Origin of the sequence: Streptomyces sp. NPDC048473, from assembly GCF_043200155.1 — a bacterium.
GTDB lineage: Bacteria > Actinomycetota > Actinomycetes > Streptomycetales > Streptomycetaceae > Streptomyces.
Map to the genome: position 1 here is coordinate 1 of NZ_JBICXE010000028.1, position 18,818 is coordinate 18,818.

Here is an 18,818-nt window from a genome sequence, read left to right on the forward strand (position 1 = left end):
TTTCCTCCGGGCTTTTCCCTTCGGTCTTGCGTTTCCGACTCTATCAGACTCTTTCGTGTCCGATTCCCGGTCGAAGCGGGCCCCCTGCAGAGCAGAAGAATTTTTACTGCGCTTTCCAGTTCTTCGCTTTCGCGTTTCCCTTTCCGGCGAGTCCGACTCTATCAGATCCTTTCGGGCCTGATTCCCAGTCAGTGGGGTTTGTCTTCCCGGCTGTTGGGCCGTTCCGACGTCCAAACTCTAGCGGATTTTCCCGGCGACTCATAATCGAGTCTTCGAAATCAATTTCGGCATGCCGAAATTTCTCCGAGTGGGAGATCGTGCTGAGTTTTGGTTGCCGCATTCGCGGCGGGATCGGTTGTCGCAGAACCGTTCCGGCTCCGTGACAACTCGAAGAACCTTACGGATCGAGGAGTGGGGTGTCAACCCAGCCAGGTCAAGCCGTTTTCCCACGTGTCGGACAGGGGTTCAGCCCAGGTCCGTGAGGCGGCCGCCGGCGTCCGGCTGGGCGTGTTCCACGCGGCGCAGGAGGCGGATCAGCATGTCGCCGAGGACGCCGCGCTCGTCGCCCGTGAGGTCCTGGAGCAGGTCCTCCTCGAAGTCGGAGGCCATGCGCATCGCCTCCAGCCACTTCGTACGGCCCTCGTCGGTCAGCTCGACGATCACGCGCACCCGGTTGTTCTCGTCCCGGTCGCGGGTGACCAGACCCTCGCCCGCCATGCGGTCGATGCGGTGGGTCATCGCCGCCGGGGTGAGACCGAGGCGCTTGGCCAGCTCTCCCGGGCCCAGGCGGTACGGGGAGCCGGCCAGGACCAGGGTCTTGAGGACCTCCCACTCGGCGTTGCTGATGCCGAGGGCGGCGACCTGGCGTCCGTACGCCACGTTCATACGGCGGTTCAGTCGGCCCAGGGCCGAGACGACCTGCTCGACCTGGGGGTCCAGGTCACGAAACTCGCGCTGATAGGCGGCGATCTGCTCGTCGAGGCTCGGCTCCTGGGGGCCGGGCTGCTCGGTGGTGTCAGACATGGCGGGCAGTATCGCACGCCCTCCAAAGCCGTCGAAGTCCTTCGGTCTGTATTGTTGAGCTTCTAACTTTAGTGCTAAAGTCTTCGGGTTCGAGTCGTTCGGATGGCTCGGTACATCGCTTCGAGACCTTGAGGTAGGTGAGTGTGACCAGGGAGATGGGTGCAGCACTGCGGCGGATCCAGCTGGGGAGCGCGCTGAGCGCGTTCGGGCTGGGGTTCACCGTTCCGTATCTGTACGTCTATGTGGCGCAGGTACGGGATCTGGGTGCCGGTACGGCCGGAGTCGTCCTGGCGGTCTTCGCTATGGCAGCGCTCGCCGTTCTGCCGTTCACCGGGCGTGCCATCGACCGGCGCGGGCCGCTGCCCGTACTCGTCGTCGCCTCTGTCGTCGCTTCCCTGGGCGCGGCCGCCCTCGGCCTGTCGTCGGATGTGACCGCCGCCGTGCTGTCGGCCGCTGTCCTCGGCGCAGGTACGGCGGTCATGCAGCCGGCGCTCGCCACCATGCTCGTGTGGTGCTCCAGCACCGCCACCCGTACACGTGCCTTCGCCATGCAGTTCTTCCTGCAGAATCTCGGGCTCGGCATCGGCGGGCTGGTCGGCGGGCAGATCGTCGACACGAACCGGCCGGAGACCTTCACCCTGCTGTTCCTCATCGAGGCCGCGATGTTCATCGTGCTCGGTGTCATCGCCTCCACGGTGCGGCTGTCCCGTACGCCTGCCTTCTCCGACGCCAGGCCCACCGACGGGTCCAAGGCGCCCGGCGGGCTGCGGGCGCTGCTCTCGCACCGGGCCATGATGCAGCTGTGCGTGCTGGGCTTCGTGCTGTTCTTCGCCTGCTACGGACAGTTCGAGTCCGGGCTCGCGGCATACGGCACCGAGGCCGCCGGGATCCAGCCCTCGACGCTCGGTATCGCGCTGGCCGCCAACACCGCCGTCATCGTCGTGGCGCAGTTCGTCGTGCTGCGTCTGGTGGAGCGCCGCAGGCGCAGCCGGGTCATCGCCTCGGTCGGTCTGATCTGGGCGTTCGCATGGATCGTGGCGGGGTACGCGGGGCTCGGGCACGGCAGCCAGACCATGGCGACGGCCGCGATGATCTCCACGTACGCGCTGTTCGGGCTCGGTGAGTCGATGCTGTCGCCGACCGTGGCGCCGCTGGTCGCCGATCTGGCGCCGGAGTCGATGGTCGGGCAGTACAACTCCGCGTTCGCCCTGTGCAAGCAGCTCGCGCTGGCGGTCGGTCCGGCCGTGGGCGGGCCGATGGGGGCGACGCTGCACGGGCCGTACATCGTGACGTTCGTGCTGTTCTCGCTGGGTATCACGGTGCTGGCGCTGCGGCTCGGCCGGCAGCTCACTCCCGTACAGGACCAGCCTTCGATCGAGACGGTGCCGTCCAGGGTGGTGGCCGTGTCACTGCCGGAGGCCGAGCCCGTGACCGCCTCCGCCGTCACCACTCGCTGAGGCAGCAGGGGCAGCAGGGGTGAGTAGGGGTGAGTAGGGGTGAGTAGGGGTGAGTAGGGGTCCTGCTTTCGGCAGGGCCCCTACTGCTACTGCGGCAGGGCGAACTCGCACCAGACCGCTTTGCCGCCGCCTGGTGTGCGACGGCTGCCCCATGACGTGGCGATCGTCGCGACGATGGAGATGCCGCGGCCCGCTTCGTCCGCCGGATCGGCACGCCGGCGGCGCGGCATGTGGTCGTCGCCGTCGGTCACCTCGATGATCAGGCGGCGGTCGGTGCGGCGCAGACCCAGACGCATCGGCGGGGTGCCGTGCTTGAGGGAGTTCGCGACGAGTTCGCCGGCGGCCAGTACGCCCAGGTCGCAGAGCTCGACCGGGAAACGCCACGACGTCAGGACGCCGGTCGCGAACGCGCGGGCGCGCGGGGCCGCCTCGATGCCACCGAGGAGATCGAGCGAGGCATTGTGGAACAGCTCCGCGTTCGCTCCCGTGCGGGCGGGGTGCTGGACCACCAGCACCGCCACGTCGTCGTCGTGTTCGGCGGTGACGCCGAGGGAGCGGATGAGGCGGTCGCAGACCACCTGCGGTGAGCCCTTGGCACCGGACAGGGCGCGTTCCAGGGCGGCGACCCCTTCGTCGATGTCCTCGCTGCGGCGTTCGACGAGACCGTCGGTGTAGAGGACGGCGGTGGAGCCGGGCGGCAGGTCGATCGTGCCCGAGGTGTGGATCCAGCCGCCGGTGCCGAGCGGCGGTCCTGTCGGGTCCTCGGCGCGGTGGACCGTACCGTCCTCGTCGCACACCAGGATCGGGAGGTGACCTGCGGAGGCGTAGACGAGCCGCCCCTCGTTCGGATCGTGGACCGCGTAGGCGCAGGTGGCGATCTGGCTGGCGTCGATCTCGGCGGCGAGACCGTCGAGGAGCTGGAGCACCTCGTGCGGCGGGAGGTCGAGGCGGGCGTAGGCGCGCACGGCCGTGCGGAGCTGGCCCATGACGGCGGCGGCGCGCACCCCACGGCCCATCACGTCGCCGATGACCAGGGCGGTGCGGCCCGCGCCGAGGGTGATGACGTCGTACCAGTCACCGCCGACCGCGGCGTCCGTGCCGCCGGGCTGGTAGGTGGCGGCGATCCGCAGGTCGTCGGGCTGCTCCAGCTCCTGCGGGAGCAGGGAGCGCTGGAGGGTGACGGCCGTTTCGCGGTGGCGGCGCTCGCTGGCGCGGAGCCGTTCGGCCGCTTCGGCGTGGTCGGTGACATCGGCGGCGTACACGAGCACTCCGCCTTCGCTGCCCTTGCTCCTGTTCTTGTTGCTCCTGCTGCTCCTGTTGCCCTTGTTCTGTTTCTTGTTCCTGTCCCCGTCGCCGTCGTCGCCGCCGCCGTCGGTTTCGCCGTCGCTGTCCCTGTGCACCGGGGTGCAGGTCACGGTGTACGAATTGCCGCTGCGGACCTTGCGGGACTTGACCGTACGGGGCGTGCCGCTGCGCAGGACCTGGTCCATGAGGGGCAGCAGGCTGAGCTCGGTGAGCTCGGGCATGGCCTCGGCGGCGGTTGCGCCGGCCGGGCGGGGTCCGAAGGCGGCGGCGTAGGCGTCGTTGACGTACGCGATCCGGTGGTCGGGGCCGTACACCAGGGCCACCAGGGCGGGCAGCTGGCCGAGGATGTCCCTGGCGGAGAGATCCTCCAGGGCGGGGCCGCGGTCCCTGGGAGGTTCGCCGTGTGTGCCGTCGTGTGTGCTGTCGTGCATGCCGTCGTGTGTGTCGCCGCTTCTGTCGCCAGGCGTGTCACTGCGCGTGTCGCCGTCCGGCGGGCAGGGCCCGGTCTCGGGCTGTGCGTACTCGGCGCGGGCCGAGGGCACGGAACTGCGGTCGTCCCGTGCGGCGGCGCGGCGCTGCGTTCCGGGTAGGCGGGCGCTCCAACGCGTGAAGTTCACGGAATTTCTGGCCTCGTGTGTCGGTCTGGTCCGCTCGGGCGGGCTGCTCACTGTCGGTCGCTGCCGGCCGGGTCACTCTGTGCAGGTGTGGGCCCACCCATGGTCACACGTCCAGTGTGACGGACCGTACTGACAGTTGTCGGTACGGCCGGGCTCCGGGCGGGTGCGCAGGCGGGCCGACGGGTGGTCAGCCGCCGTTCCTCGGCGGGCCGTCGGGCCCTGGCGGGTGGCCCGGTCCCGGCGAGCCGTCGGTGTTCGGCGGGCCGGTCGGCCTGGGACGTCTGCCTCCTGCGGCGAGTTGAAATTCGGCGCGCGGGTGTTCCAGCGAACCGAGGGAGACGATCTCGCGCTTGAAGAGCCCGGCGAGGGTCCATTCGGCAAGGACACGGGCCTTCCGGTTGAACGTCGGGACACGGCTGAGGTGGTACGTACGGTGCATCAGCCAGGCCGGGTAGCCCTTGAGTTTACGACCGTAGACGTGGGCGACGCCCTTGTGGAGCCCGAGTGAGGCGACGGAGCCCGCGTAGCTGTGCCGGTACTCCTTGAGGGGTTCGCCGCTGATCGACGCGAGGACGTTCTCGGCGAGGACCTTGGCCTGGCGCACGGCGTGCTGGGCGTTGGGGGCCGTCTCCTTGCCCGTTTCCGCAGCGGTCAGGTCGGGTACGGCCGCGGCGTCCCCGGCGGCCCAGGCGTGCTCGACCCCTTCGACGGTGAGTTCCGCCGTGCATGCGAGCCTGCCGCGCTCGTTGAGCGGCAGGTCGGTGGCGGCGAGGATCGGCGCGGGTTTGACGCCCGCGGTCCACACGAGGGTGCGGGTCGGGAAGCGGGAGCCGTCGCTCAGGACGGCGATCCGGTCCTCGCAGGACTCCAGCCGGGTGTCGAGGCGTACGTCGATATTGCGGTCGCGCAGTTCACGGATCGCGTAGGTGCCCATGGCGTCGCCGACCTCGGGAAGGATGCGGCCGGACGCCTCCACGAGAATCCATTTCAGGTCCTCCGCCTTGATGTTGTGGTAGTACCGCGAGGTGTAGCGGGCCATGTCCTCCAGCTCGGCGAGGGCCTCGACGCCCGCGTATCCGCCGCCGACGAAGACGAAGGTGAGGGCGGCGTCGCGGATGGCCGGGTCGCGGGTGGCGGAGGCGATGTCCATCTGCTCGATGACATGGTTGCGCAGGCCGATGGCCTCCTCGATGGTCTTGAAGCCGATGCCGTGGTCGGCGAGGCCGGGGACCGGGAGGGTGCGCGAGACGGAGCCGGGTGCGAGGACGAGTTCGTCGTACGGGATCTCGACGGCGCCGGTGCCGTCCTCCCCCGTGGCGAGGGTGGTGACGGTCGCCGTGCGCTTGGCGTGGTCGATACGCTGCGCCTCGCCGATCACGATCTTGCAGTGCGCCAGGACCCGGCGGAGCGGCACGACGACATGGCGCGGTGAGATCGAACCGGCGGCCGCCTCAGGCAGAAAGGGCTGATACGTCATATAAGGCTCGGGCGTGACGACGACGATCTCGGCCTCACCGCTTCTGAGTCTCTGCTTCAGCTTCCGCTGGAGACGCAGCGCTGTGTACATCCCGACGTAGCCGCCGCCGACGACGAGAATGCGCACGCCCGGCGGGGGGCCGGGGGGTGTTCCCCCGGAATCTGAAGCCATCACCACCCCATGACGCAACGTGCTCAAGGGTTTGTCCACAGCCCCGGCAAATTGTGTGACCGGAGGTTCTGGACCGGCCACTGCTGCTGATCGCGGCGACGAAACGGAAGCTGCGCAGGTCAGGGGTTGGAGTGGGGGTGGCGGGCGGGGGCCGAATCAGTGACCAACCGGTCCTTGCGCCGATCGGGGGGCGCTCCGTGCGGAACTACCCCCTTCTGAATTGACCCGGGCTCAACTATGTTCGTATGTCGTCGGGGAGGCGGGTCGGGACCATGATCCACTCTCTGGCTTAAACGGCGGGAAGTCTCCGGGGGGAGACGTCATAACCGGGGGAACAGTTATGCACATTCAGGATTCTCATTGGCAGACTGCTGCGGCAGTCACGTCCCATTCGTCCGACGGAAACGGGCGAAACGGAGCAGTGGGGACAGCGGACACGGTGGGTCCGGTGGGCACGGTCGCGGCAGCCGAAACAGGCGGCACGGCCGGAACAGCCGGGGCGGCCGCAGAGAACGGGCGCTCGGCTCCGCTTCGCGTGGACGCACAGCGCAATCTGGAGCATGTGCTGCGAGCCGCACGCGAGGTGTTCGGCGAGCTGGGATACGGGGCTCCGATGGAGGACGTGGCGCGTCGCGCCAGAGTCGGAGTCGGCACGGTGTACCGGCGGTTCCCGAGCAAGGACGTGCTGGTGCGGCGGATAGCCGAGGAGGAGACCTCCCGGCTGACGGACCAGGCGCGGACCGCGCTGGGCCAGGAGGAAGAGCCGTGGTCGGCGCTGTCGCGCTTCCTGCGGACGTCCGTGGCCTCGGGCGCGGGGCGGTTGCTGCCGCCGCAAGTACTGCGGGTCGGAGTCGACGCCGATGCCGATGCCGACGACTCGAGCGCGGTCGGCGAGTCGGGGGCCATAGCGGCTTCCGTATCGGGCTCGGGCCCTGGCAGTGCTCGGGACGAGACGCGAGTGCCTCAACAGCGGCAGGGCGCGGGTCAGGCCGACCTCCGGCCGGCCGACGGGCGTTCCGCCACGGAGACCGCCATCGAGGACGACGACACGGGAGCCGGCGAACTGCTGGAGGTCGTCGGCCGACTGGTGGACCGGGCGCGGGCAGCCGGTGAGCTGCGCCGAGATGTGACGGTGGCGGATGTGCTGCTGGTCATCGCGACGGCGGCGCCTTCGCTGCCTGACGCGGCTCAGCAGGCCGCGGCTTCGAGCCGGCTGCTGGACATCCTGCTGGAGGGGCTGCGCTCACGAACGGTCGTGTGAACGGGGTGCGCGGCGGCAGGGTGCGGTGAGCGGGATGCGCGTGCGTGCTGGCGCGAGAGCGCGCTGGCGCTGGCGCGAGAGCGCGCTGGCGCGAGAGCGCGCTGGCGCCTGAGCGCGCTGGCGCCTGAGCGCGGTGGCGCCTGAGGGCGCTGGTGCGCGGTAGCGCCTGAGGGCGCTGGTGCGCGGGCGTGTTGCGCGTGCGCGCTGGCGCTCCGGGGTGGATGGCGGGGTGAGCGGTCGGATCGGGTCGGGTGGCTGAGGTGAGCGGTCGGCGTGATTGGCCTGGCGTGAATGGGTTGGTCGTTGAGCAGTCGGCGTGGCCCGTTTCGGTGGGTCCCGCTCGGCAGCTCATCGTCACTCGTCCCCACTCGTCCGCCCCTCGCGTTCCACTTCCGCATCCGGCTTCCGCGTCTGTCCCTCTCGCTTCCGGCCTCCGCGTCCGCCCTCTCGACAGGGCCCCGACCGGGCGGCTCCGTCTGCCCGCCGACCGGCTCTCTGCGGCGCCGGCCCGGCTCTCCTCCGGCACTTTGGCCGGCACTCGGGCGCCGCTTGAATGGCTCTTGATCGGTGTTTGTCCAGCCCTTGATCGGCGCTCGATCGACGCTTGATCGGCTCTCGTCGGCGGGGCTGCTGCCCGTTGTCTGCAAACCACCCGTGCAGAAAAGCTCAATGAGCCTTCCCGAATGGGTGGCCGGTAGTGCTCACATTCGGGAAAACGCCCCGGATGAGTGGTTGCTGGGGCTGAAGGTTCGACGTGATTGCGCCATGTGGCACTCTTGCCCGATGTTCGGGTCCGACAGCGCATACGGGGGCTTCCGCGATGAGCGGTGACGGGCAGCAGGGAGAGTCGTTCGACGACGTCTCCGCCGTGGATGGTGTGCCGCAGGCCGGTTGGCTGTCCTCCCGGCAGGTACCGAGTCAGGCCGGACCCGGGCGGTCGGGTGGTGACGCCGAGGGCGGCACCGTCCTGCCCGGTCCGTGGCCGGCCCCCATCGAGGCCGGTGTCGAGCCCGTCGAAGCCGGCGCCGCGGTGCCGATGCAGCGGAAGGGCGGCAGCACCACCGCCGATGCCTCCGGTTCCTCGTTCTCCGACGCCGCGCTGATCAGACTGATGCGGGACGGCGACGATCTCGCGTACGAGGAGCTGTTCCGGCGGCACTCGGACGCGGTGCGCCGCTACGCGCGGACCTGCTGCCGGGACGCGCACACCGCCGACGACCTGACGGCCGAGGTCTTCGCCCGCACACTGCAGGCGGTACGGAGAGGCAAGGGGCCCGAGGAGGCGGTGCGGGCCTACCTCATGACGGCTGTCCGGCATGTCGGAGCCGCCTGGACCAAGACCGCGAAGCGGGAGCAATTGGTCGATGACTTCGCGGTGTTCGCCGCCCAGGCATCCCAGTCCTCCCAGATGTCGGACGCGGACACGCTCGACCTCGGCGCCGATGTGCTGGCGATGCACGACGCCGAGCAGTCGATGGCGATGCAGGCGTTCCGCAGTCTGCCGGAGCGCTGGCAGGCGGTGCTGTGGCACACCACCGTCGAGCAGGAGTCGCCCAGCGAGATCGCCCCGCTGTTCGGGCTGACCGCCAATGCCACGGCGGTTCTGGCCAGCCGTGCCCGCGAAGGGCTCAAGCAGGCCTACCTGCAGGCGCATGTGAACCAGGCGCTCACCTCGGGCGGCGACTGCGCGCGCTACGCCGACCGCCTCGGCGCATATGCCCGGGGTGGACTCCGGATGCGGGCCGAGCGCGGGTTGCGGGGACATCTGGACGAGTGCGTGAAGTGCCGGCTCGCCGCGGGCGAACTGGCCCATGTCAACGCCGGGATTCCTGCACTGCTTCCGGTCGCGGTCATCGGCTGGTTCGCCGCCGGGTACGCGCTCAAGGCTGCCGGAATCGTCGCCGGTGGCGCGGCGGGAGCCGCGGGCGCGGGTGCCGCCGCGGCGGGGACCGGGGGAAGCTCGTCCGGGGGTGCGGCCGGGGGTGCCGCGGTCTCGGAAGGGCTCGGCGCCCCGGCGAAGGCCGGTATCGCGGCGGCGGTCGCCGTGGCCGTGACGGCCGGACTGGCCTGGGCACTGGTCGGCGACGACCAGCCGAAGCCCGAGGCCAGGCATGAGGCCAAGCCGGCTGCCGTTGCGCCCGCGGTGCCGACGCCCGCACCGCCGAAGCCGACACCGCCGCCGAAGCCCGATGCACCGGCCCCGCCCGCGCCACCTGCCCCGTCCCCGACTCCCCCGCCGAAGCCGACGGCTACGCCTACGCCGACTCCGACGCCGACGCCCACCCCCAAGCCGACACCGCCCCCCAAGCCGTCGACGCCTCCCGCGAAACCGAAACCGCCCGCCCCGACCCCGCCGCCTCCGCCGCCCGCGCCGACCGTCTACCGGGTCAGCGAGCTGAGCTACTCGTTGATGGGTGACCACACCAAGCCGGAGGTGGTGATCGGTGAGAGCAACTGGGTATGGCAGCGTTCCAACCTGTCGATCGGCGGCACGCAGTACGCGCACGGGGTGACCGTCCACAGCAAGTCCTCGGTCACCATCCAGCTGAACCGGCAGTGCACGCGTTACGAGGCCATGGCCGGGGTCGACGACATGACGATGGGGCTGGGCTCGGTGCGCTTCTCCGTCTTCAACGGTGACGGGACGCGGCTGTGGCAGTCCCCGGTGGTGAACGGCGACGACCCTGCCGTACCCGTCCGGGTCGGAATCACCGGTCAGGAAAGGATCCGGCTCGTCGTCGAGCGGGTACAGCCGGGCGGCGGCGTGGCCCTCGCCGACTGGGCGGATTCGACCATCAGCTGTCGGTGAGCGGGCCCGGGGCGATGTCGTCGGGTGCTGTCACCGAGCTTCCGGGGCTTCCGGGAGTTCTGCGGAGATGCGGGTCAGGAGCTCGATGACGTCGTCGACCGTCAGCATGCGGCCTGCCGCGCGCTCCGACTCGTACAGCTGAGGTCCCAGTTCCTCGCGCGCCTGCCGCTCGGCCTCGTCCACCTCGACCTGTTGCGCCTTGTTTCTGGGGCTGGACAGGCGCCAGCCATCGGCCGCCGCCAGGATCCGTACGGCAGCTCCGTGGCGGCCCACCTTCGGCAGTACGGTCGCAACCCCGTCCGCCAGATGTCCGGTGACGAGCTCGGCGCACTGGGCGTCACGCGCCGCGCGGAGTGCGAGCGTCAGACCGCGTACCCCGGCCACCGGGCCGCCCTCGGGCCCCGGCTCGTGCACGGCGATCCGGGCGGCCAGCCCCTCGACCACCGCGGTGAAGTGCGACGGCGGGCTGCCGAGTCCGCCCGAGACCCCCGCCTCCGTGACCAGCCGTCGCGCCTCCGCGATCTCGCCGCGGTCCAGGGCCATGGTGGCGCGCAGGAAGTAGGCGTAGGCGCGGGCGTCGTACACCTGGTAGCGCTCCGCCCCGGTCTCCGACTCGGCCAGAGTCCGCTCGAAGCCCGCCATGTCTCCGGTCCGGTAGGCGAGTTCGGCGAGGCGGGCCAGAAGGAACGGTTCCTCGGCGTGCGCCCCGACCTCACGGGCGAGCAGCAGCGCCTCCTCGTACGCCGCACGGGCCTCCTCGTACCGGCCACGCATCATGCCGGCCTCCGCGGCCGCGCCCGCGACCTGTGCACGCACCCAGCGGTCGCCGACGCGGCGGCTCAGCTCGCGCAGCTCGGCGAGATCGTCGTCGACCCCGGGCATGCCGCCGGGCATGTCGATGACCATGTGGGTGCGGAACATCAGCGTGACGCCGTACTCCCAGGCGCCGCCGTGAATACGGGCGTTGGCGACCGCCGCGCCGATCATCTCGTGCGCCTCGGCGGTGGTGCGGCTCACGAACAAGGTCATCGGCCAGAGCAGTCCGGGGAAACGGGCGGACTGCGGACCGGAGGACATGAACGCGTCGGCCACCCGGCCCATCAGGGCCCGGCGACGGTCATCACCGCGGATGTCGTCGGCCGGGCGGCTCTCCACGGCAAGGAAGTACCGCAGTATCTCCAGATGCATGCGCGGCCAGAAGCGGGGGTCACTGCCGTCGGTCGGTTCCGGTCCCAGCGCCACGGCCCGCTCGGCCCAGGTGAGGCCCTCGGGACGGAAGTTCCGCAGAAACCAGAACCACCCCATGCCGAGAACCAGGCGCACCGCGTCCGGTTCGGAAGGGCTGGTGACGATGGTGCGGTGGAGGACCGCCCGGATGTTGTCGAGGTCCGTCTCCAGGCGTGCGATCCAGGGGAGCTGGTCGCCGGAGCGAAGGCGGGGCTCGGCCTCCTCGACCAGCGCGACGAAGTACGCGGTGTGCGCGCTCGCGGCGGCGGCGCGGACGTCCGGGGTCTCGGCCGCGCGCTCGGTGGCGTACTCATGGATGGTCTCCAGGAGGCGGTAGCGCATCTCACCGGAGGCGGTCGGGGTGGCGACCACGAGGGACTTGTCCACGAGAGCGCCGATCAGGTCGGCAGTGGAGTGCCGGGCGGGGGCCTCGGTGCTCGGGGCCTCGGTGGCAGGGGCTGCTCCAGCCGTGGTGACGGCTTCTGCGGCGGGCAGGTCCCAGCCGCCCGCGAAGACGGAGACCTGCCGCAGAACCGCGCGTTCGTCCTCGTCGAGCAGGTCCCAGGACCAGTCGACGACGGCGCGCAGCGTCTGCTGACGCGGCAGTACGGTACGGGCTCCGCCGGTCAGCAGACGAAACCGGTCGTCGAGCCGGTCCGCGATCTGGCGCGGGCTGAGCAGCCGCAACCGGGCAGCGGCGAGTTCGATGGCGAGCGGCTGCCCGTCGAGCCGCCGGCAGATCTCGGCGACGGCATCCGGATCGTGTGCGGCCTCCTGCTCGGGGTCGAAGTCGGGACGTACGGCGCGGGCGCGCTCAGCGAACAGCCGGTGGGCGGGGTCGGCCGGGAGCGGGCCGACCGGGCGTACGCATTCGCCGGGGACGCCGAGCGGTTCGCGGCTGGTGGCGAGGATGCGCAGCTGCGGACAGTGGGTGAGCAGGGTCTCGGTGAGGGCGGCGGCCGCGTCGATGACGTGTTCGCAGTTGTCCAGGATGAGCAGGAAGGGGCGAATGCGGGAACAGTGCGCCAGGTGCTCGACGAGGAAGTCGGTCGGGTCGGTGCGCAGCGGCTGCACGTCGCGGTTGTTGTCCCGGAGGAGGGTTGTCTCACGCAGGCCGAGAGCGGAGAGTACGGCTCCGGGGACGTCTACGGGGTCGTCCACAGGGGCGAGTCCGGCGATCCAGGCGTCCGTGGGGGCCGAGACCACCTGGCCTCCCTGGGCGGCGGCCTCCTCGGCGAGACGGGTCTTGCCGGAGCCGCCGGGGCCGGTGAGGGTGACCAGACGAAATCGGGTCAGATCGGCACGGATGGAGCGCAGTTCGGGCTCACGGCCGACGAATGAGGTGAGCCGGGGGCGGAGGTTGCCTCTGGGTGTGTTGGGTGATCCTGATGCAGCTGGTGTGGCCGGTGCGGCTGCTTTTGATGACGCGCTCGACGCAGGAGTGAGCAACTCCCGGTGAAGTGAGATCAGTTCCGGTCCGGGATCGGTGCCGAGGCCGTCGGCAAGGGCGTGGCGAGCGTCCTCGTACGCGGCCAGCGCGTCGGCCTGGCGGCCTTCGGCGCGCAGGGCGCGGATCAGCTGGGCCCGGAAGCGTTCGTCGTACGGGTGGGCGGCGGTCAGCTCCTTGAGCTCCGGTACGAGGGCGCGCGGGCCGGCAGCGGGCCCCTCGCCGACACCGGCACCGGCACCCGCACCGGCACCCGCACCGGTCGCAGCACCCCGCAGATCGGCCTCGATCCGGCGTTCCAGCGCGGCCAGGCGGTGGGCCTCCGGACGCAGGCCGTGACCGTGGTCCGGCAGGTCGGCCAGGGCCGGACCGCGCCACAGGGAGAGCGCGGTACGGAGCGTGCGGGCGGCCGCCGCGGGGTCGCCCGCGTCGAGCTCGTCGGCCCCCTGCCGGGACAGCCGCTCGAACACATGCAGGTCGACCTCGTCGGGCGCCGCCTCCAGGCGGTAGCCGCCGTGGGTGCTCGTGATCGCATCCCTGCCCAGCACCCGGCGCAGCCGGCCCACGAGGGCCTGGAGCGCGGCGGGAGCATCGTTCGGGGGATCACCGGCCCAGACGTCGTCGACGAGATCGGCGACGGGGACGGGTCGGCCCGTACGCAGGGCGAGGGCGGCGAGGAGGGCGCGCAGCCGCGTACCGCCCACGGGCAGCGCACTGCCGCTCTCGTCTCGCGCCTCGGTGACGCCCAGGATCAGGTACCGCACCCGGCCATTCTGTCCCGCGGGGCGGCCGGAAGCAGGCGCCCCCGACAACGGACACGCAACGGCGGGTACGCAGCAGTGGGTGAAGGCCGGCCCCAGGACCCCACCGGCCCCGCCCCACCCGTACCTACGGCTGCAGTGTCCGCCTCGCCGGGACGACTCCGCCCGCGACCGCACGCTGGCGGGGTGCCGCCGTGCCCGTCCAGCAGGTGCCGCGCCGCGAGACGAGGCGGCGGAGCCAGAGTTCCGTGGACGCCAGGTGCGCCAGGCCGTCCAGCGGGAGCGGTTCGCCCTCCGAGGCCGCGCGCAGGGCCTTCCGTACGACGCGGGCCTCGACCAGGCCCGCGTCCGCGAGCAGCGGTGCGTCGAAGAGGGCGATCAGATCGGGGAGGGCGGCGCGCAGGCCCGTGCGGGCGGTCGCGTTCGAGGTGGCGAGGGAGGGGGTGCCCCAGCCGGGCGGCAGCTCGTGGATGCCCGCGCCCGCGAGCACCCGGCGCAGGATCGCGGCGCGGGCGCCCGGCTGGACCCGGAGCGATTCGGGGAGCGCGCGGGCGGCGCGTACGACCTGATTGTCGAGGAACGGGGCGTGCAGCCGCTGGCTGCGGTTCTCCGCGGCCTGCTCCAGGATCCGGTGGTCGGCGGCGTATCGGGCGAGGGCCGCCCGGGCGCGGGCTTCGCCCGGGCGCTGGACGGAGGTGGGGCGGATCGCCGCCTCCTGCAGACGAACCGATACTTCGGCGAGCGCCTCCCCCGTCAGCCAGCGTGCGGCGGGCCCCGGCCGCGACCAGGCGAGGGCGGCGAGCGAGGCGTCGGCGGGCGTGTCGAGGTCGGGGGTGTGGCGGTTGGCGTCCGGCAGCCGGTCGGCCGCCGTCTCCAGGCCGGTGCGGTACGACGTACGGGACAGGCGGCGGGCCGCGCGGTAGACGGTCAGCGGGACGAAGAGGGAGTGCGCGGTCGGGCCCTCGGCCTTGGCGAGCGCGGCGACCGGGCGCAGCAGATGGCGTCGGCGCCGGTCCAGCAGCAGGTCGGCGAGGCGGGCCGGGTGGGCGTCGAGCACCTGCCGGGCTCCGCCGCCGACGAAGTGGTCGGCGCTGCCCGAGGCGAGGCGGCGGCGGTGGCGCTCGGCGACGACGAGGGACGGGGCGGGCTCATCGGTGAGCGGGCCGCCGCCCAGGTCGGCGTAGGGCAGGGCCTCTTCCCCGGCGGCGACGACGACATGGTGCAGGCGCGGGTTGGCGGCGATGACGCGGGCGCGTTCGAGTTCGTCCTCGTGTCCGCGTGTGGTGAGGTCGTTGAAGGTGACGGCGAGCAGCCGCTCCCCCGCTCCCGTGCCGTGGCCGAGGAGGGTGCCGGGCAGGCCCGGCAGTCCGGCGGCGAGCAGCGCGAGGGTGGCGGAGGCGCTGCCTCCGGAGAGGTCGGCGCCGATGCCGGGTACGGGTGCGCCGCGGGCGGCACGTCGTTCGGCGGGCCCCATGCCGGGGACCGGTCCGGGGTCGGGCGGCAGGGTTTCGGGCGCGTGGCGCGGGGCCAGCAGTCTGGCGCGTACGGCTTCGACCAGTGCGTCGCGCACCCCGTCGACGGCGCTGACCGGGTCGAGTTGGGGCGCGGCGACGGCGAGGGAGGCCACCGCCTCGTACCCGGTGATCTCGCGCGAGCCTTCGCGGAGGATGAGCGCGTGCCCCGGCGGGATGCGCTTCACTCCCGCGTACGGGGTGCCGTCGCGCAGCGCCTCCGGTGTTTCGGGGCAGGCGAGCAGGGCGGCCAGGTGGCCGATGTCCAGCTGGGCTTCGATGAGATCGGCGAGCGGGAGTGCGGCGGTGGCGTACGCCGTACCGGCGGCCCACGGCGTGTAGAAGACCGGGCGGGCTCCGGCGAGGTCCCCGATGACGGTGATCCGGCGGCCGACCTGGACGACGGTCGTGTAGCTGCCGGGCCAGGAGGTGAGATGGCGCAGGGCTCCGCCGCGGGCGGCGAGAAGGCCGGCGCGCAGCTGTTCGTCGGTGGCGCTGCAGCAGCCGAGAACGGCCATCCGGGCGGTGGGCGCGCCTTCGGCGGTCTCGACCGTGCTGATACGGATCTCGTCGGGGCGCCAGTCGCCGACGGCCCAGAGCGGATCGGGGTCGCCCCACAGGAGTTGGGATCCGACGGGGTGCATCGTGCGCCCCTCGTCACTGGCGCCGACCGCACCGGCCGTGCCGAAACTTGCGGCGATACTGCTCCACCCCACCAACCAACGCATCGCCGCCTCCACAGGCTGTGGACAAAACGGCGCAGCAGGAAAGTACCGGGAGAACTGCGGTAACGCGCGGCGCCGTTGCGAACATGCTGCCACGACAAAGGCGCGCAGGAGGGGCTACGGACGGCGCACGTCGGAAGCGCATGCGCCCCTGGCAAAGGCCGGACCGGGACGGACGGCGGCCGGGCACGGACGGACGGACGTCGGGCGGCAACCGGGCGGCGGGCTTCCCGCGGGCCGACCGACTCGCGACCCGCACGAGGCGGCTCATGCGCCAACGGGCCTACGGACTGGGCGCGTTGCCTTCCCCGTACGGGCGAGATCTACCGGCCGAAATCCAGCCACACCCCGAACCGCCCACGGACCGGTGGCGGACGGCCTCCGAACGGTCGACGGAATGTCCGCGAATCGGTCCGCCCAACCTCGGTCGACCGACGACATTCGGCCATTCTCAGAGCGCGTCGCAACCCGGCGACAGGGAACTCGGTGCATCAGAAGTCCCTTTTCGCCCCACTTCATTCCCCGATTCTTCGCGAATCCCTCCTGGAATCCTCCGCCGGCCGCAGGAGATCGCCACCGGGGTGTCGGGCGGCCCCGGCACGGGCCCCGCATCCGGCCCCGTACCGGTGTCCACGCACAGTCCGGGAGGTGTCGTTCACCTCCCGGACCGGTCCGCCGCCTGCGGGGAATGAGGCGGCAGTGTCCCCCAGCCCACTGAGTCCAATGCAGTGGGCCGACCCACGCAGCAACCATGGAAGCTCTTCCGAAACGGCCGTACGAGAGCGCACGGCCGGGCGCACGGCCACACACCAGGAGCACGTACGGGACTCGGCGGGCGGTGTCGCCGCCACGTGCGAACGGTGCCTCCGGGAGCGCACGAACGGGGCGTCGAGCGGGGTCCCGGGCCGGGTCCGAACCGGGTTGCGGGCCGATGCGCGTGGCGACCGGAGCGGCACCGCGGAGCCGCCCGCGTCCACACGGACAACAATCCCGCCATACGGACGTCTGCCCCTTAACGGTAGGGATGCGGCGAACTACGCTGGGTTTACTGAGGTTCTCGGCAGGAGGCATATTCCTCGGGGCTCGGCCATATGCGTGTGCGGCCGGAGTGCCGGGGGTCGTCCCTGGGGAGGACACGGTACGAATGCCGCGCGCCGCAACGGTGACGCGGCTGCCGTCTGTGTGTCGAGGGGTGGCGCATGTCCAGGGAGCAACGCGGACCGAACGAGAAGCTCGGAACCGTTCTCGCCCTCGCGGGAATCAGCAACGCCGGGCTCGCCCGGCGGGTCAACGACCTCGGGGCGCAGCGCGGTCTGACACTCCGGTACGACAAGACCTCGGTGGCCCGGTGGGTCTCCAAGGGCATGGTGCCGCAGGGTGCCGCGCCCCATCTCATCGCGGCGGCGATCGGCGCCAAACTCGGCCGGCCCGTCCCGCTGCACGAGATCGGGCTCGCGGACGCCGATCCGGCGCCGGAGGTCGGGCTGGCCTTCCCGCGCGATGTGGCCGAGGCGGTCCGTTCGGCGACCGAGCTGTACCGGCTGGATCTGGCCGGGCGGCGGGCGGGCGGCGGCGGAATCTGGCAGTCGCTCGCGGGCTCGTTCTCGGTGAGTGCGTACGCGACGCCCGCGTCCCGCTGGCTGATATCCCCCGCCGACCCGTCGGTGGCACGCGATTCGACAGCCGCCGAGGCGGCCATCCTCGGCACCCAGGGCGCAAGGGGCGCACGCCCCGGTGCAGGGGCGCAGAAGGTGCCGGACGCGGCGGGCGCAGCGGTGCGGAAGAGCGCGGAGGCGGAGTCCGGTGCGCCGGGCGTGGCGGGCACATCCGGCACGGCGGGCACGGCAAGCACATCCGGCACGGCGGGGGCCCTGGCCGCTCAGGGACCGCTGGGGGCACAGCCGGCACCCGGAGCGCAGACGGCGCCTGGAGCGCAGACGGCGCCTGGAGCGCAGGCGACGCTGGGAACCCTGGGAGCTCCGGGGACACAGCGGACACCGTCCATCCCCGCCCAGCCGGGCCCGGAGACCGCATCCGTATCCACACCTACGCCCACCAGCGCGACCTCGAACGACATCTCCCCACTGCGGGTCGGCCACAGCGATGTCGCCAAGCTGCGCGAGGCGGCCCAGGACGCCCGCCGCTGGGACTCCAAGTACGGCGGCGGGGACTGGCGTTCCTCCATGGTCCCCGAGTGCTTACGCGTGGACGCCGCGCCACTGCTGCTCGGTTCGTACAGCGACGAGGTGGGCCGGGCGCTCTTCGGCGCAGCGGCCGAACTGACCAGACTCGCCGGGTGGATGGCCTTCGACACCGGCCAGCAGGAGGCCGCGCAGCGCTACTACATCCAGGCGCTGCGGCTCGCGCGGGCCGCGGCCGACGTACCTCTCGGCGGCTATGTCCTCGCCTCGATGTCGCTGCAGGCGACCTACCGCGGCTTCGCCGACGAGGGGGTCGACCTCGCGCAGGCCGCCGTCGAACGCAACCGGGGGCTCGCCACGGCCCGCACCATGAGCTTCTTCCGCCTCGTGGAGGCGCGCGCCCATGCCAAGGCGAGCGACGCACCGGCCGCAGGGGCCGCGCTGAAGGCCGCCGAGGGCTGGCTGGAGCGGTCCAGGGGCGGCGATGCGGACCCGTCGTGGCTGGGCTTCTACTCGTACGACAGGTTCGCGGCCGATGCCGCGGAGTGCCACCTCGACCTGAAAGCGCCCCGGCAGGTGCGGCGCTTCACCGAGCAGGCCCTGTCCAGACCCACCGAGGAATTCGTCCGCTCGCACGGGCTGCGGCTCGTGGTGTCGGCGGTGGCCGAGCTGGAGTCGGGGAATCTGGACGCGGCCTGCGCGGCGGGCACCCGGGCGGTGGAGGTGGCGGGCCGCATCTCCTCGGCGCGGACCACGGAGTACGTACGGGATCTGCTGCACCGGCTCGAACCGTACGGGCACGAGCCGCGCGTCGCCGAGCTGCGCGAAAGGGCCCGTCCGCTGCTGGTGGCGCCCGCGTAGCCGTACCGGGCGGACCGCGCTGCAC

The 18,818-nt window shown here is 71.8% G+C and carries 9 protein-coding genes; 4 read left to right on the forward strand and 5 right to left on the reverse strand.

Going from position 1 to position 18,818, the window contains the following annotated elements:
* Window positions 1–465: 465 nt before the first annotated feature.
* Window positions 466–1,023 (reverse strand): MarR family winged helix-turn-helix transcriptional regulator, encoded by a 558-nt coding sequence (locus ACGFU7_RS33155; protein ID WP_393700804.1) that lies wholly within the window; start codon window positions 1,021–1,023, stop codon window positions 466–468.
* A 155-nt stretch (window positions 1,024–1,178) separates the two neighbouring features.
* Between ACGFU7_RS33155 and ACGFU7_RS33160 the strand changes: the two genes are divergently transcribed.
* Window positions 1,179–2,480, forward strand: coding sequence for an MFS transporter (locus tag ACGFU7_RS33160; RefSeq protein WP_393700920.1), 1,302 nt, complete (start codon window positions 1,179–1,181; stop codon window positions 2,478–2,480).
* 86 nt (window positions 2,481–2,566) lie between these two features.
* On the opposite strand, the gene ACGFU7_RS33165 is transcribed toward ACGFU7_RS33160, so the two are convergent.
* Window positions 2,567–4,402: a SpoIIE family protein phosphatase gene (locus ACGFU7_RS33165; protein WP_393700806.1), complete on the reverse strand. Its 1,836-nt coding sequence runs from the start codon at window positions 4,400–4,402 to the stop codon at window positions 2,567–2,569.
* A gap of 187 nt (window positions 4,403–4,589) precedes the next feature.
* The gene (locus ACGFU7_RS33170; protein ID WP_393700808.1) at window positions 4,590–6,050 is read right to left on the reverse strand and encodes an NAD(P)/FAD-dependent oxidoreductase; all 1,461 of its coding nucleotides are present in this window, start codon (window positions 6,048–6,050) and stop codon (window positions 4,590–4,592) included.
* A gap of 340 nt (window positions 6,051–6,390) precedes the next feature.
* Between ACGFU7_RS33170 and ACGFU7_RS33175 the strand changes: the two genes are divergently transcribed.
* Together ACGFU7_RS33175 and ACGFU7_RS33180 are read left to right on the forward strand one after the other, a co-directional pair.
* A complete protein-coding gene (locus ACGFU7_RS33175) occupies window positions 6,391–7,311 on the forward strand; it encodes a TetR/AcrR family transcriptional regulator (protein WP_393700809.1) in 921 nt (306 codons plus the stop codon).
* Window positions 7,312–8,131: 820 nt separating this feature from the next.
* Entirely contained in the window at window positions 8,132–10,120 is a 1,989-nt protein-coding gene (locus ACGFU7_RS33180) for a sigma-70 family RNA polymerase sigma factor (RefSeq protein WP_393700810.1), read from the forward strand.
* Between the two features lie 30 nt (window positions 10,121–10,150).
* Here the strand turns inward: ACGFU7_RS33180 and ACGFU7_RS33185 are convergent, their stop codons facing one another.
* Entirely contained in the window at window positions 10,151–13,558 is a 3,408-nt protein-coding gene (locus ACGFU7_RS33185) for an ATP-binding protein (RefSeq protein ID WP_393700812.1), read from the reverse strand.
* Window positions 13,559–13,682: 124 nt separating this feature from the next.
* The gene (locus tag ACGFU7_RS33190) at window positions 13,683–15,794 is read right to left on the reverse strand and encodes an asparagine synthase-related protein (protein ID WP_393700814.1); all 2,112 of its coding nucleotides are present in this window, start codon (window positions 15,792–15,794) and stop codon (window positions 13,683–13,685) included.
* A 1,196-nt stretch (window positions 15,795–16,990) separates the two neighbouring features.
* Here ACGFU7_RS33190 and ACGFU7_RS33195 point away from each other — a divergent pair.
* Window positions 16,991–18,793: a sporulation protein gene (locus ACGFU7_RS33195; RefSeq protein WP_393700816.1), complete on the forward strand. Its 1,803-nt coding sequence runs from the start codon at window positions 16,991–16,993 to the stop codon at window positions 18,791–18,793.
* Window positions 18,794–18,818 lie beyond the last annotated feature (25 nt).

Excerpts from the sequence above, each read along its gene's own strand:
- ACGFU7_RS33155 (WP_393700804.1), bottom strand. The coding sequence starts at position 1,023 with ATGTCTGACACCACCGAGCAGCCCGGCCCCCAGGAGCCGAGCCTCGAC.
- ACGFU7_RS33160 (WP_393700920.1), top strand. The coding sequence starts at position 1,179 with ATGGGTGCAGCACTGCGGCGGATCCAGCTGGGGAGCGCGCTGAGCGCG.
- ACGFU7_RS33170 (WP_393700808.1), bottom strand. The coding sequence starts at position 6,050 with ATGGCTTCAGATTCCGGGGGAACACCCCCCGGCCCCCCGCCGGGCGTG.
- ACGFU7_RS33175 (WP_393700809.1), top strand. The coding sequence starts at position 6,391 with ATGCACATTCAGGATTCTCATTGGCAGACTGCTGCGGCAGTCACGTCC.
- ACGFU7_RS33180 (WP_393700810.1), top strand. The coding sequence starts at position 8,132 with ATGAGCGGTGACGGGCAGCAGGGAGAGTCGTTCGACGACGTCTCCGCC.
- ACGFU7_RS33190 (WP_393700814.1), bottom strand. The coding sequence starts at position 15,794 with ATGCGTTGGTTGGTGGGGTGGAGCAGTATCGCCGCAAGTTTCGGCACG.
- ACGFU7_RS33195 (WP_393700816.1), top strand. The coding sequence starts at position 16,991 with ATGTCCAGGGAGCAACGCGGACCGAACGAGAAGCTCGGAACCGTTCTC.